Source organism: Escherichia sp. E13S3 (assembly GCF_004212325.1).
In the GTDB taxonomy this organism is placed as follows: Bacteria; Pseudomonadota; Gammaproteobacteria; order Enterobacterales; family Enterobacteriaceae; genus Escherichia.
This window is the reverse complement of sequence record NZ_RHJR01000024.1, coordinates 123,082-137,079: the sequence shown is the minus strand read 5'-3', so window position 1 is coordinate 137,079 and position 13,998 is coordinate 123,082. Positions and strand designations below refer to the sequence as shown.

Genomic DNA, 13,998 nt, shown 5'->3' with positions numbered 1-13,998 from the left:
ATAGGCGGCTTTTTTATTTCAGGCCGAAAAATGACTGACTACCTGTTACTGTTTGTCGGAACTGTACTGGTCAATAACTTTGTACTGGTTAAGTTTCTGGGCCTCTGTCCGTTTATGGGCGTTTCCAAAAAACTGGAAACTGCAATGGGGATGGGGCTGGCAACAACATTTGTGATGACGCTGGCGTCAATTTGCGCCTGGCTTATCGATACGTGGATCTTGATTCCACTCAATCTGATTTACCTGCGCACGCTAGCGTTTATTTTAGTGATCGCTGTTGTCGTGCAGTTCACCGAGATGGTAGTGCGTAAAACCAGCCCGGTGCTTTATCGTCTGCTGGGGATTTTTCTGCCGCTTATTACCACCAACTGTGCGGTGCTTGGTGTCGCGTTGCTGAATATTAATCTCGGGCATAATTTCTTGCAGTCGGCGCTGTACGGTTTTTCAGCAGCTGTCGGCTTCTCGTTGGTGATGGTGCTTTTCGCAGCCATCCGCGAGCGCCTGGCTGTGGCTGATGTCCCGGCACCTTTTCGTGGTAATGCCATTGCGCTGATTACCGCAGGTCTTATGTCTCTGGCCTTTATGGGCTTTAGTGGTTTGGTGAAGTTGTAATGAATGCTATCTGGATTGCCGTTGCCGCCATAAGCCTGCTGGGCCTGGCGTTTGGCGCCATTCTGGGTTATGCCTCCCGCCGTTTTGCGGTGGAAGACGATCCGGTCGTTGAGAAAATTGACGAAATTTTACCGCAGAGCCAGTGTGGTCAATGCGGTTATCCTGGCTGTCGCCCGTATGCGGAGGCTATCAGTTGCAACGGTGAAAAAATCAACCGCTGCGCCCCTGGTGGCGAAGCAGTAATGCTGAAAATTGCCGAGTTGCTCAACGTCGAACCACAGCCGCTGGATGGCGAAGTGCAAGAGTTGACGCCTGCGCGTATGGTAGCGGTTATCGATGAAAATAACTGTATTGGCTGCACTAAGTGTATTCAGGCGTGTCCGGTGGACGCCATTGTCGGCGCTACCCGAGCAATGCATACCGTCATGAGCGATCTGTGCACAGGTTGTAATCTGTGTGTAGACCCATGCCCAACGCATTGCATCTCCTTACAACCGGTTGCAGAAACGCCAGACAGCTGGAAATGGGATCTGAACACCATTCCCGTGCGCATCATTCCCGTGGAACACCATGCTTAAGTTATTCTCTGCTTTCAAAAAAAATAAAATCTGGGACTTCGATGGCGGCATTCATCCACCGGAGATGAAAACTCAGTCCAACGGTACTCCCCTGCGCCAGGTTCCGCTGGCGCAGCGATTTGTTATTCCACTGAAACAGCATATTGGTGCTGAAGGCGAGCTGTGCGTTAACGTTGGTGATAAGGTACTGCGTGGACAGCCACTCACCCGTGGACGCGGCAAAATGCTACCGGTTCACGCACCAACGTCTGGCACCGTTACGGCTATTGCGCCCCACTCTACTGCTCATCCATCGGCATTGGCTGAATTAAGCGTGATTATTGACGCCGATGGGGAAGATTGCTGGATCCCACGTGACGGTTGGACCGATTACCGCTCACGCAGTCGGGAAGAATTAATCGAACGCATTCATCAATTTGGCGTCGCCGGACTGGGTGGTGCTGGCTTCCCTACTGGCGTTAAATTGCAGGGCGGCAGCGATAAAATCGAAACGTTGATCATTAATGCCGCAGAATGCGAGCCGTATATTACCGCCGATGACCGACTGATGCAGGATTGCGCCGCCCAGGTCGTGGAAGGTATTCGCATTCTTGCGCATATTCTACAGCCACGCGAAATTCTGATCGGAATTGAAGATAACAAACCGCAGGCAATTTCCATGCTGCGTGCGGTGTTGGCGGATTCTCACGATATTTCTCTGCGAGTTATTCCGACCAAATATCCTTCTGGCGGCGCCAAACAGTTAACCTACATCCTGACCGGAAAGCAGGTTCCACACGGCGGTCGTTCATCAGATATCGGCGTGTTAATGCAAAACGTCGGCACGGCTTACGCAGTGAAACGTGCCGTTATTGATGGCGAGCCGATTACCGAGCGTGTCGTGACGCTGACTGGCGAAGCAATTGCACGCCCCGGCAGCGTATGGGCACGACTGGGTACGCCGGTCCGTCATTTATTGAACGATGCAGGATTCTGCCCTTCTGCCGATCAAATGGTGATTATGGGCGGCCCGCTAATGGGTTTTACCTTGCCGTGGCTGGATGTTCCGGTCGTAAAAATAACCAACTGTTTACTGGCACCGTCTGCCAATGAACTTGGCGAACCACAGGAAGAACAAAGCTGCATCCGTTGTAGCGCCTGTGCTGATGCCTGCCCTGCAGATCTCCTGCCGCAACAGTTGTACTGGTTCAGCAAAGGTCAGCAGCACGATAAAGCCACCACACATAACATTGCAGATTGTATTGAATGCGGGGCCTGTGCGTGGGTTTGCCCAAGTAATATCCCTCTTGTGCAATATTTCCGTCAGGAAAAAGCCGAGATTGCCGCCATTCGTCAGGAAGAAAAACGCGCAGCCGAAGCAAAAGCACGCTTTGAAGCTCGTCAGGCACGTCTGGAACGTGAAAAAGCCGCGCGTCTTGAACGACACAAGAACGCGGCGGTTCAACCTGCGGCCAAAGACAAAGATGCGATTGCTGCGGCACTGGCACGCGTAAAAGAAAAACAGGTCCAGGCCACACAACCTATTGTGATAAAAGCTGGCGAACGCCCGGATAACAGCGCGATTATTGCGGCACGGGAAGCGCGTAAAGCGCAAGCCAGAGCGAAACAGGCTGAATTGCAACAGACTAACGAAGCCGCAACGGTTGCCGATCCGCGTAAAGCGGCAGTGGAAGCCGCAATTGCTCGCGCCAAAGCACGCAAGCAGGAGCAGCAGCCTGCTAACGAAGAACCGCAGGAACAGGTTGACCCGCGTAAAGCTGCCGTCGAAGCGGCTATCGCCCGTGCGAAAGCGCGCAAGCAGGAGCAACAGCCTGCTAACGAAGAACCGCAGGAACAGGTTGACCCGCGTAAAGCTGCCGTCGAAGCGGCTATTGCCCGTGCGAAAGCGCGCAAGCTGGAACAGCAGCAGGCAAATGGAGAGCCAGAGGAACAGGTTGACCCGCGTAAAGCTACCGTTGAAGCCGCTATCGCCCGCGCCAAAGCGCGCAAGCAGGAACAGCAGCAGGCCAACGTAGAGCCAGAAGAACAGATTGACCCGCGTAAAGCTGCCGTTGAAGCCGCTATCGCCCGTGCTAAAGCGCGCAAGCTGGAACAGCAGCAGGCCAACGTAGAGCAGGAAGAACAGGTTGATCCCCGCAAAGCTGCAGTTGCCGCGGCTATCGCCCGGGTTCAGGCAAAAAAAGCCGCTCAGCAAAAGGTTGTAAACGAGGACTAAATGGTATTCAGAATAGCTAGCTCCCCTTATACCCATAACCAGCGCCAGACATCGCGCATCATGCTGCTGGTGCTGGTCGCAACCGTCCCTGGCATCGCTGCGCAACTGTGGTTTTTTGGCTGGGGTACTTTTGTTCAAATCCTGTTGGCCTCGGTCAGTGCACTCTTAGCCGAAGCCCTCGTACTCAAACTGCGCAAGCAATCTGTAGCTACAACCTTAAAAGATAACTCAGCATTGCTAACGGGCTTATTACTGGCGGTAAGTATCCCGCCTCTTGCGCCGTGGTGGATGGTGGTACTCGGCACGGTGTTTGCCGTAATCATCGCTAAACAGCTGTATGGCGGTCTGGGGCAAAATCCGTTTAACCCGGCAATGATTGGTTATGTGGTATTACTGATCTCCTTCCCGGTACAGATGACCAGCTGGTTGCCGCCGCATGAGATTGCGGTCAACATCCCTGGATTCATTGACGCTGTACAGATCATCTTCAGCGGCCATACCGCCAGTGGTGGTGATATGAACACACTTCGCTTAGGTATCGATGGCATTAGCCAGGCGACACCGCTGGATACGTTCAAAACATCTGTACGCGCCGGTCATTCGGTTGAGCAGATTATGCAGTATCCAATCTACAGCGGTGTTCTCGCGGGCGCTGGCTGGCAATGGGTAAACCTCGCCTGGCTGGCTGGTGGTGTGTGGCTGCTATGGCAGAAAGCGATTCGTTGGCATATTCCCGTCAGTTTCTTAGTGACACTGGCCCTGTGCGCAACGCTGGGTTGGTTGTTCGCTCCCGAAACACTATCTTCACCGCAGATTCATCTGCTGTCTGGCGCGACCATGCTCGGTGCATTCTTTATTCTGACCGATCCAGTAACCGCGTCTACCACCAATCGTGGTCGTCTGATTTTCGGTGCACTGGCGGGATTATTAGTCTGGCTGATCCGCAGTTTTGGTGGCTATCCTGACGGCGTTGCCTTTGCTGTCCTGCTGGCGAACATCACGGTTCCTCTGATCGATTACTACACGCGTCCACGCGTATACGGCCATCGCAAAGGATAAACCATGCTGAAGACTATCCGAAAACACGGTATTACGCTGGCGCTGTTCGCCGCTGGTTCAACAGGTTTAACGGCTGCCATCAACCAGATGACCAAAGCCACGATTGCTGAACAGGCTAGCCTGCAACAAAAAGCGTTATTTGATCAGGTGTTACCAGCCGATCGCTATAACAACGAGCTGGCCCAAAGTTGCTATATAGTGACTGCGCCAGAGTTAGGAAAAGGTGAACATCGGATTTACATCGCGAAACAGGATGATAAACCGGTAGCTGCCGTTCTGGAGGCCACCGCGCCGGATGGTTATTCCGGTGCGATTCAGTTGTTGGTTGGGGCCGATTTTAACGGCACGGTACTTGGCACCCGCGTGACAGAACATCACGAAACGCCGGGACTTGGCGACAAAATCGAACTACGCCTTTCTGACTGGATCACCCATTTTGCGGGTAAACAAATCAGCGGTGCGGATGACGCTCACTGGGCGGTGAAGAAAGATGGTGGTGATTTCGACCAGTTCACCGGGGCGACCATTACGCCTCGCGCGGTGGTGAATGCGGTAAAACGCGCCGGATTGTATGCCCAAACGTTGCCAGCACAACTTTCTCAACTTCCTGCCTGTGGAGAATAAACCGTGAGCGAAATTAAAGACGTTATTGTTCAGGGGTTATGGAAGAACAACTCCGCGTTGGTCCAGTTACTTGGCCTCTGTCCGCTGCTGGCGGTCACTTCCACTGCCACCAACGCACTGGGTTTAGGGCTTGCGACAACGCTGGTGTTGACTCTCACCAACCTGACCATCTCGACGCTGCGTCACTGGACGCCAGCCGAAATCCGAATCCCGATTTACGTGATGATCATCGCCTCGGTGGTCAGCGCCGTACAAATGCTGATTAACGCATACGCCTTTGGCCTGTATCAATCGTTAGGGATTTTTATTCCGCTGATTGTCACTAACTGTATCGTTGTTGGCCGTGCGGAAGCCTTCGCCGCAAAAAAAGGTCCGGCGCTCTCCGCACTTGATGGTTTTTCGATAGGCATGGGCGCAACCTGCGCCATGTTCGTACTGGGTTCACTACGCGAGATCATCGGCAACGGAACATTGTTTGACGGTGCCGATGCGTTGTTGGGCAGCTGGGCCAAAGTACTTCGGGTAGAGATCTTCCATACCGATTCTCCCTTCCTGTTAGCAATGTTACCGCCAGGCGCATTCATTGGTCTGGGACTGATGCTGGCGGGAAAATATCTGATTGATGAAAGAATGAAAAAGCGCCGTGCTGAAGCAGCTGCTACACGCGAGTTGCCAAACGGTGAAACAGGGAATGTCTGATGAACAAAGCAAAACGACTGGAGATCCTCACTCGCCTGCGTGAGAACAACCCTCATCCCACAACCGAACTTAATTTCAGTTCGCCTTTTGAATTATTAATTGCTGTACTGCTTTCCGCCCAGGCGACCGATGTCAGCGTCAATAAGGCGACGGCAAAGCTTTACCCGGTGGCCAATACACCTGCCGCAATGCTCGAACTGGGCGTCGATGGGGTTAAAACGTATATCAAAACCATTGGGCTATATAACAGCAAAGCAGAAAATATCATCAAAACCTGCCGTATTTTGCTCGAACAACATAATGGCGAAGTGCCGGAAGATCGCGCTGCGCTGGAGGCCCTGCCCGGTGTAGGGCGTAAAACAGCAAACGTGGTATTGAATACTGCTTTCGGTTGGCCGACCATTGCTGTAGATACGCACATTTTCCGCGTCTGTAATCGCACCCAATTTGCACCGGGGAAAAATGTCGAACAGGTTGAAGAAAAACTACTCAAAGTGGTTCCTGCAGAATTCAAAGTCGATTGCCACCACTGGTTAATCCTCCACGGGCGTTACACCTGTATTGCCCGCAAGCCTCGCTGTGGCTCCTGCATTATTGAAGATCTTTGTGAATACAAAGAGAAAGTTGACATCTGACGAAAAGGGGTAACATCGTTATCCCATTCATAACTATTTCTCATCCTCTTATAAAACATCTTGTTAACGTCAATGATGCCGCCTCGCGGCATCATTATCAGGCAATCCGTTTGTGAATAACCAAAAATGCAGGTTAATTGTTTTTTTAATAGCGAAATTTTCTATCTATTCGTGATCAAGATCACATTGATGTCACAATGTAAAAATATTGCTCTATTTAAGTTAAATTTGACAAGGCATTGATTCAACCAGGGCATAAACCTACAAAACATTACACTGTCTATTTTTCAGATAATGGACTATCTCACTACATAAAACACCTTACAGTAGAACATATCGCCAAATATCAGTATCCCCCCTCTTCTGGTAGTGAAAAAATCTGCCGTTACGTTTTATGAAAAATTTAACGCTGGATAACATTTCAATGGGCGGATGATTTCTCCACACCAGTTATATGTAACAGATTATTACAAAGGACTTGTCTGAAAGTGCAAGATAGTGAACATTACCTGCCGTTTCCCCTCCCACTATAACAATTGCGCGTATGTTTATTAGACATCACGCGAGAAAGCACCCCCGTTAATATGGGATGTAAAAAAAGAGGTAAAAGTGTCCACTGCAAACCAAAAACCAACAGAAAGCGTTAGTTTGAACGCTTTCAAACAACCGAAGGCGTTCTATCTCATCTTCTCGATCGAGTTATGGGAACGCTTTGGTTATTACGGCCTACAAGGAATTATGGCTGTCTACCTGGTTAAACAACTGGGTATGTCCGAAGCGGATTCAATCACACTTTTCTCTTCCTTTAGCGCCCTGGTTTATGGTCTTGTCGCTATTGGTGGTTGGTTAGGCGATAAAGTACTGGGTACAAAACGCGTCATTATGCTTGGCGCTATTGTGCTGGCGATTGGTTATGCGCTGGTTGCCTGGTCTGGTCACGATGCCGGTATCGTCTATATGGGTATGGCGGCAATTGCGGTCGGTAACGGCCTGTTTAAAGCCAACCCGTCTTCACTGCTGTCAACTTGCTACGAGAAAAACGATCCACGCCTGGACGGTGCATTCACCATGTACTACATGTCCGTCAACATCGGTTCATTCTTCTCTATGATTGCAACGCCGTGGTTAGCAGCCAAGTATGGCTGGAGCGTCGCATTCGCCCTTAGCGTAGTTGGTCTGTTGATCACCATCGTTAACTTCGCCTTTTGCCAACGCTGGGTTAAGCAGTACGGTTCAAAACCTGACTTCGAGCCGATCAACTACCGCAATCTGCTGTTAACCATTATTGGTGTTGTCGCGCTGATTGCTATTGCCACCTGGCTGCTGCACAACCAGGACGTTGCGCGTATGGCGCTGGGCGTTGTTGCCTTCGGTATCGTGGTTATCTTCGGTAAAGAAGCCTTTGCAATGAAAGGTGCTGCACGTCGTAAAATGATCGTTGCTTTCATCCTGATGCTTGAAGCAATCATCTTCTTCGTGCTGTACAGCCAGATGCCGACGTCTCTGAACTTCTTTGCAATCCGTAACGTTGAGCACACCATTCTGGGCCTGGCAGTAGAACCTGAACAGTATCAGGCACTGAACCCGTTCTGGATCATCATTGGTAGCCCGATTCTCGCCGCTATCTATAACAAGATGGGCGATACCCTGCCGATGCCGACTAAGTTTGCTATCGGTATGGTGATGTGTTCTGGCGCGTTCCTGATCCTGCCACTGGGCGCGAAATTCGCCTCTGACGCCGGTATCGTGTCTGTAAGCTGGCTGGTCGCAAGCTATGGCCTGCAGAGTATCGGTGAACTGATGATCTCCGGTCTGGGTCTGGCAATGGTTGCGCAGCTCGTTCCACAGCGTCTGATGGGCTTTATTATGGGTAGCTGGTTCCTGACCACTGCCGGTGCAAACCTGATTGGTGGTTATGTTGCGGGTATGATGGCGGTACCGGATAACGTAACCGATCCGCTGATGTCGCTGGAAGTCTATGGTCGCGTGTTCTTACAGATTGGTGTCGCCACTGCCGTTATTGCAGTGCTGATGCTGCTGACCGCGCCGAAACTGCATCGTATGACTCAGGACGATGCTGCTGATAAAGCGGCGAAAGCTGCCGTAGCGTAAATTTCAGGAAAACTCTTTTACAAGCCGCTAACTTTTCGTTAGCGGCTTTTTTTTTGTTCAGCAACGCACTACCATACTTTAAACCACAGCCAAAAGGAGTTACCGATGAAACTGTTCTACAAACCGGGCGCCTGCTCTCTTGCTTCCCATATCATCCTGCGTGAGAGCGGAAAGGACTTTACGCTCACCAGTGTGGATTTAATGAAAAAACGTCTGGAAAACGGCGATGATTACTTTGCGATTAATCCTAAAGGGCAGGTTCCTGCTCTGCTGCTGGACGATGGCACTCTGCTCACGGAAGGCGTGGCCATTATGCAGTATCTTGCCGACAGCGTCCCCGACCGCCAGTTACTGGCTCCGGTAAACAGTATTTCTCGCTATAAAACCATCGAATGGCTGAACTATATCGCCACTGAGTTGCATAAAGGCTTTACTCCGCTGTTTCACCCGGCTACACCGGAAGAGTTCAAGCCGACTGCACGCGCACAGCTGGAGAAAAAACTGCAGTACGTTAACGATGCGCTGAAAGAGGATCACTGGATTTGCGGGCAACGTTTTACTATTGCTGACGCCTATCTGTTTACTGTACTGCGCTGGGCATATGGGGTGAAATTGAATCTGGAAGGTTTAGCGCATATTGCCGCCTATATGCAGCGTATGGCTGAACGTCCGACGGTAAAAGCCGCGCTAACAGCAGAAGGCTTGCAGTAATGGTTTATCGGCCCGCAGGATACTGTGGGCCGACAAGACACTTTTCAGAGCTTCGTCGCACTGAAGTAGTGTTCTGGTTTAGCAATACGATCCTGGGCAGCTACAACTTGCAGCTCATATTCCTGCATTGCTTTGGTGGTTACCATAATTTCGTATACCGCCGCGGTCACATGCTCCAGCGCCTGCTGCAACGTTGCGCCCTGTAGTAGTTTCACCAGCAGTAACCCGCTCGTCACATCACCAACACCTACTGGCTGACGCGTGCCAAAATCTACCAGAGGACGGTCGATATGCCAGGCTTCATCGGCAGTGACCAGCAGCATTTCAAAACGTTCTGTGCTGTAACCGGCACGCGCCAGATGTTTCACCAGTACGATTTCAGGCCCCTGAGCAATAAGTTCGCGCGCAGCTTTAACCGCATCTTCGACGTTATGTACCGGATGCTCGCAGAGGATTTCCAGCTCAACCAGATTTGGCGCGATGATATCGCTGGCAGGAAGACCGTGACGCACGTGGAACTCCGCCACACCTTGCGCAACGATACAGCCTTTTTCGGGGTGCCCCATTACCGGATCGCAAAAATATTTCGCCTGCGGGTTCGCCGCTTTCACCTGACGGACAATACCGAGGATATGCTCGCCCTGCTCCGCCGACCCCAGATAGCCGCTTAATACAGCATCACAAGTGTGCAACTTATCGATGGCAGCAATGCCTTGCACAATTTCGGTTAAATGGCTGGGCGGCATAACACAGCCGGTCCATTTGCCGTATTGAGTGTGATTAGAAAATTGAACGGTGTTGAGCGGCCAGACATTCGCGCCCAGGCGGCGCATTGGAAACTCTGCCGCACTGTTACCCGCATGACCATAGACAACGTGAGACTGGATAGCGAGAATATTTTTCATCGTGTTCCCTGTATAAAAATCAGGGGGAGTGATTTCTCACCCCCCCTTTCCACTTAATGCATTATTTCCAGCAAATCAGACAGTAATTCTTTTTGCCGCGACGAAGTAAGGTATAACGACCAAACAGACGATCTTCTTCTTTAAAGAAGTATTCTGGATCGGACTGTTTTTCACCATTAATGGTGATGGCATTAGAGGCGATAGTTTTACGCGCCTGACCACGAGAAGGTTGCAGTTCAGAATCAACCAACGCCTGCATCAAATCAGCGCCTTTTTCCATCTCTACCATCGGTACGCCGTCCTGCGACAGTTGTTCGAAGTCCGCTTCACTTAGCGCACTCAGAGAACCGCTGAACAGGCACTCGGTAATACGTTTCGCAGCTTGCAGACCTTCTTCACCGTGAACCAGACGCGTCACCTGCTCCGCCAGCACATACTGAGCGCGTGGCGCTTTACCGCTGTTTTTGTCTTCTTCTTCGAGGGCATTGATCTCTTCAATGCTCATAAAGGTAAAGAACTTCAGGAAGCGGTAAACGTCAGCATCAGCAGTATTGATCCAGAACTGGTAGAACTTGTACGGACTGGTTTTCTTCGGATCCAGCCATACTGCACCACCTTCAGTTTTACCGAACTTAGTGCCGTCTGCTTTGGTGATCAGCGGAACGGTCAGGCCAAACACCTGGTTCTGATGCAGACGACGGGTCAGATCGATACCAGAGGTGATGTTACCCCACTGGTCAGAACCGCCGATTTGCAGCACCACACCGTACTGTTTGTTCAGGCAGGCAAAGTCATAGCCCTGCAACAGGTTGTAGGAAAACTCGGTAAACGAAATCCCCTGATCTTCACGGTTGAGACGCTGTTTAACCGCTTCTTTGTTGATCATCTGGTTAACGGAGAAGTGCTTGCCGATATCGCGCAGGAAGGTCAGCACATTCATATTGCCGAACCAGTCATAGTTGTTCGCTGCGATAGCAGAGTTTTCTCCGCAGTCGAAATCGAGGAACGGGGCAACCTGCTTGCGGATTTTGTCCACCCACTCCTGAACAGTTTCTTCAGTGTTCAGCTTACGCTCGGCAGCTTTGAAGCTCGGGTCGCCAATCAGACCCGTGGCGCCGCCTACCAGCGCAACCGGCTTGTGGCCCGCCTGCTGGAAGCGTTTCAGGCATAACAATGGAACAAGATGCCCCAAATGCAAGCTGTCAGCGGTAGGATCGAAGCCGCAATAGAGCGCGATCGGGCCTTGCGCCAGTCGCTCTGCTAACGCTTCTTCGTCCGTCACCTGGGCCACTAGCCCCCGCTCTTGCAATTGTTTAATCAAGTTACTGCTTGCCATCAAAATCTCCATGTATATAACGACTGCACCTTTGCCGGTACACGACTTTTCGCCAGATGCGAAAGAGACATAGAATAAAGTGCCGGAATCAGGAGTACCAGCGATTAAAGCAAGATTTTTGCATCTTTTCAGGGTGCGAGGCGATCGATTTTCCACGCCTCGTTTTCACGCTGGTACAAAAAGCGGTCATGCAGCCGATGCTCACCGCCCTGCCAGAACTCAATCTGTTCAAGGCTGACGCGAAAACCGCCCCAAAAACTCGGCAACGGCACTTCGCCCTGCTGAAACTTCTGCTTCAATTCCAGGAATTTGCTTTCAAGGATCCCACGCGCAGAAATACGGCTGGATTGCTTCGATACCCACGCGCCAATCTGGCTATCACGCGGGCGGCTATGAAAATATTTCATCACTTCGAGAGTCGAAAGACGTTCCGCTTTACCGGTAACCATCACCTGGCGTTCCAGGGTATGCCACGGAAAAAGCAGGCTAACGCGCGGATTATTTTCGATTTGGTGTGCTTTACGGCTGCCAAGGTTGGTGTAAAACACCATCCCTTTTTCATCGTAATGTTTTAGTAAAACAATGCGCTGATAGGGTTGGCCATGTTCATCAACGGTGGCGACGACCATCGCAGTAGGATCGGCCAGTTTGGCTTCACAGGCCTGAGAAAGCCAGCGTTCAAAAAGGGTTAAAGGATCGGCGGGAAGATCGCGGCGGCGTAAACCGCCTTTAGTGTATTCGCGGCGCAGATGCGCGATTTGCTGCAATTCGTCGTTATCAGCCATGGTTTTCTTTACAAATTGTCAGTGGGTGACGCTATTGTGCGCCGCCCCTGGAAAAATCTCAACGCTGCGGATTTTGTAACTGACAGTTATTCAAGACGATGCGGTCACGTTTATAGACCGTCGCCTCATCACCTTTTGACCAGAAAACGTAGATACCGTCGGTATAACGTGCGCCAGAAGCTGAAATACCCTGTTTAAGGTGCAGCAGTTGATTATCGTAAACAAAACTAACTTCCTGACGCGGATTATTCAGTTTGACCGTCAACGGTTTTTCATCACACTGGTATTCCAGCGTATCAGTTTGCATGCGCTCAACCAGTTGATTAAACGCGCCACAGCCGGTAAGAAATAGCGGCAGACAAAGTAGTAACAGTTTTTTCATAAACATATCCCGAAGACTTTCCTGGTCCGGAGGGCAAAAACGCCCTCCTCAACTTCCAAGTGTAACGGCAGACGCAGTAAGAAAAATTCAGTTAACTCTGATATCGCGGGTTGGCAGGGAAAATAGCGCCCAGCACCGTCTCCTCGCTTGCGCCGGTAACGGAAGGTAGATTGCCGGGCAGCCCAGCCAGCGTTCGCCAGGCAAGCCATGCGAAGGCTAACGCTTCCATATCATCGCCACTAATGCCAACGGCATCGGTGGAGATCACTTCAGTACCTGGCAGTAATGCAGCCAGACGCGCCATAAGCAGCGGATTGCGACTTCCGCCACCACATACCATCAATCGATCGCAGCCACCGCTCAACAAGACTTGTTCAGAAATGGTCACGGCGGTGAGTTCCGCCAGTGTTGCCTGGACATCTCGCGCATCCAGGCCAGGGAAATCGCGTAGATGGCGCTCCAGCCAGGCATAGTTAAAGTATTCGCGCCCGGTGCTTTTGGGTGTTGGCTGGGAAAAATAGGGATCGCTAAGCATTTTTTGCAGCAGCGGCAGAATAACCTTGCCCGCCCGCGCCCACTCAGCGTCTTTATCGTAAGGTTTACCGACCTGACGCCAGATCCATGCGTCCATTAGCATGTTGCCCGGTCCGGTATCGTAGCCACCTACCGGCATTCCCGGAATGAGTAGTGACAGATTGGCAATACCACCAATATTAAGCACCATTCGCCGCTCAGTTGGATGGGCCAGCAATGCGTGATGAAAAGCAGGTACCAGCGGTGCGCCCTGGCCACCTAAGGCGATATCGCGACGGCGAAAATCCCCGACGACGGTAATTCCAGTCCGCGCAACAATTTGATTGTTATCACCAATCTGTAGCGTATGTGGCGCGACGCCCGTGGGTTCGTGCCAGACGGTCTGGCCATGACAACCGATAGCTACGATATCTTTCGGCTGTAAATTTTCTGCTTTTAATAGTGCATTAACGGCATCCGCAAACAAGCAGCCAAGTCGGGTATCCAGTTGACCAAACTGGGAGAGCGTAAGCTGTTGCCCCTGGCAAATATCCAGCACCGCCTGTTTGATTGATGGGGGAATCGGCCAGCTCAAACTCGCCAGCTGCGCCACCCGGTGTTCATCGATCGTCGCCAACACAACATCGACACCATCCAGGCTAGTACCTGACATAACACCAATAAAGCGGCCTGATTTCATAGTTCATCCTTTTTCAATCTGATGTTTGCGTTCCACTCAAACACAAACCTTTCGCGAATTCCATGCATAAGAGCCGATTTTTATCGTTGGTAGTAAAAGATTATATTCACATCAATAACTAATATGAATGTT

At 51.2% G+C, this 13,998-nt stretch carries 14 protein-coding genes; 9 read left to right on the top strand and 5 right to left on the bottom strand.

What is annotated here, in order from left to right; genetic code table 11:
• Window positions 1-30 precede the first annotated feature (30 nt).
• The 9 genes from rsxA (at window position 31) to gstA (ending at window position 9,245) form a co-directional block, all read left to right on the top strand.
• Complete coding sequence (gene rsxA / locus D9597_RS22165) at window positions 31-612, top strand: electron transport complex subunit RsxA (protein WP_000133193.1); 582 nt, start codon at window positions 31-33, stop codon at window positions 610-612.
• Entirely contained in the window at window positions 612-1,190 is a 579-nt protein-coding gene (gene rsxB / locus D9597_RS22160; RefSeq protein WP_130224750.1) for an electron transport complex subunit RsxB, read from the top strand. Before rsxA ends, rsxB begins: the two co-directional genes overlap by 1 nt.
• Window positions 1,183-3,405, top strand: a complete 2,223-nt coding sequence (gene rsxC / locus D9597_RS22155) for an electron transport complex subunit RsxC (RefSeq protein ID WP_130224748.1) — start codon at window positions 1,183-1,185, stop codon at window positions 3,403-3,405. Before rsxB ends, rsxC begins: the two co-directional genes overlap by 8 nt.
• The gene (gene rsxD / locus D9597_RS22150) at window positions 3,406-4,464 is read left to right on the top strand and encodes an electron transport complex subunit RsxD (RefSeq protein ID WP_130224746.1); all 1,059 of its coding nucleotides are present in this window, start codon (window positions 3,406-3,408) and stop codon (window positions 4,462-4,464) included. It begins immediately after the preceding gene.
• Window positions 4,465-4,467: 3 nt separating this feature from the next.
• Entirely contained in the window at window positions 4,468-5,088 is a 621-nt protein-coding gene (rsxG, locus tag D9597_RS22145) for an electron transport complex subunit RsxG (RefSeq protein WP_130224744.1), read from the top strand.
• 3 nt (window positions 5,089-5,091) lie between these two features.
• Window positions 5,092-5,787: an electron transport complex subunit RsxE gene (gene rsxE / locus D9597_RS22140; RefSeq protein ID WP_064530022.1), complete on the top strand. Its 696-nt coding sequence runs from the start codon at window positions 5,092-5,094 to the stop codon at window positions 5,785-5,787.
• Window positions 5,787-6,422 (top strand): endonuclease III, encoded by a 636-nt coding sequence (nth, locus tag D9597_RS22135; protein WP_001030332.1) that lies wholly within the window; start codon window positions 5,787-5,789, stop codon window positions 6,420-6,422. Before rsxE ends, nth begins: the two co-directional genes overlap by 1 nt.
• A gap of 609 nt (window positions 6,423-7,031) precedes the next feature.
• A complete protein-coding gene (gene dtpA / locus D9597_RS22130; RefSeq protein WP_064530078.1) occupies window positions 7,032-8,534 on the top strand; it encodes a dipeptide/tripeptide permease DtpA in 1,503 nt (500 codons plus the stop codon).
• A 105-nt stretch (window positions 8,535-8,639) separates the two neighbouring features.
• Window positions 8,640-9,245 (top strand): glutathione transferase GstA, encoded by a 606-nt coding sequence (gene gstA, locus D9597_RS22125; RefSeq protein ID WP_130224742.1) that lies wholly within the window; start codon window positions 8,640-8,642, stop codon window positions 9,243-9,245.
• A gap of 44 nt (window positions 9,246-9,289) precedes the next feature.
• Here the strand turns inward: gstA and pdxY are convergent, their stop codons facing one another.
• The 5 genes from pdxY to anmK form a co-directional block, all read right to left on the bottom strand.
• Window positions 9,290-10,150: a pyridoxal kinase PdxY gene (pdxY, locus tag D9597_RS22120; protein WP_130224740.1), complete on the bottom strand. Its 861-nt coding sequence runs from the start codon at window positions 10,148-10,150 to the stop codon at window positions 9,290-9,292.
• 61 nt (window positions 10,151-10,211) lie between these two features.
• Window positions 10,212-11,486 (bottom strand): tyrosine--tRNA ligase, encoded by a 1,275-nt coding sequence (tyrS, locus tag D9597_RS22115; RefSeq protein WP_130224738.1) that lies wholly within the window; start codon window positions 11,484-11,486, stop codon window positions 10,212-10,214.
• A 128-nt stretch (window positions 11,487-11,614) separates the two neighbouring features.
• Complete coding sequence (pdxH, locus tag D9597_RS22110; protein ID WP_130224736.1) at window positions 11,615-12,271, bottom strand: pyridoxamine 5'-phosphate oxidase; 657 nt, start codon at window positions 12,269-12,271, stop codon at window positions 11,615-11,617.
• A gap of 58 nt (window positions 12,272-12,329) precedes the next feature.
• Complete coding sequence (mliC, locus tag D9597_RS22105; protein WP_130208174.1) at window positions 12,330-12,659, bottom strand: C-type lysozyme inhibitor; 330 nt, start codon at window positions 12,657-12,659, stop codon at window positions 12,330-12,332.
• Window positions 12,660-12,744: 85 nt separating this feature from the next.
• Window positions 12,745-13,866: an anhydro-N-acetylmuramic acid kinase gene (gene anmK / locus D9597_RS22100; RefSeq protein ID WP_130224734.1), complete on the bottom strand. Its 1,122-nt coding sequence runs from the start codon at window positions 13,864-13,866 to the stop codon at window positions 12,745-12,747.
• Window positions 13,867-13,998: the final 132 nt, after the last annotated feature.

Coding starts and splice junctions, on each gene's coding strand:
- pdxH (WP_130224736.1), bottom strand. CDS start 12,271: ATGGCTGATAACGACGAATTGCAGCAAATCGCGCATCTGCGCCGCGAA.
- rsxC (WP_130224748.1), top strand. CDS start 1,183: ATGCTTAAGTTATTCTCTGCTTTCAAAAAAAATAAAATCTGGGACTTC.
- gstA (WP_130224742.1), top strand. CDS start 8,640: ATGAAACTGTTCTACAAACCGGGCGCCTGCTCTCTTGCTTCCCATATC.
- rsxG (WP_130224744.1), top strand. CDS start 4,468: ATGCTGAAGACTATCCGAAAACACGGTATTACGCTGGCGCTGTTCGCC.
- mliC (WP_130208174.1), bottom strand. CDS start 12,659: ATGTTTATGAAAAAACTGTTACTACTTTGTCTGCCGCTATTTCTTACC.
- anmK (WP_130224734.1), bottom strand. CDS start 13,866: ATGAAATCAGGCCGCTTTATTGGTGTTATGTCAGGTACTAGCCTGGAT.
- rsxB (WP_130224750.1), top strand. CDS start 612: ATGAATGCTATCTGGATTGCCGTTGCCGCCATAAGCCTGCTGGGCCTG.
- rsxD (WP_130224746.1), top strand. CDS start 3,406: ATGGTATTCAGAATAGCTAGCTCCCCTTATACCCATAACCAGCGCCAG.
- pdxY (WP_130224740.1), bottom strand. CDS start 10,150: ATGAAAAATATTCTCGCTATCCAGTCTCACGTTGTCTATGGTCATGCG.
- nth (WP_001030332.1), top strand. CDS start 5,787: ATGAACAAAGCAAAACGACTGGAGATCCTCACTCGCCTGCGTGAGAAC.
- rsxA (WP_000133193.1), top strand. CDS start 31: ATGACTGACTACCTGTTACTGTTTGTCGGAACTGTACTGGTCAATAAC.
- tyrS (WP_130224738.1), bottom strand. CDS start 11,486: ATGGCAAGCAGTAACTTGATTAAACAATTGCAAGAGCGGGGGCTAGTG.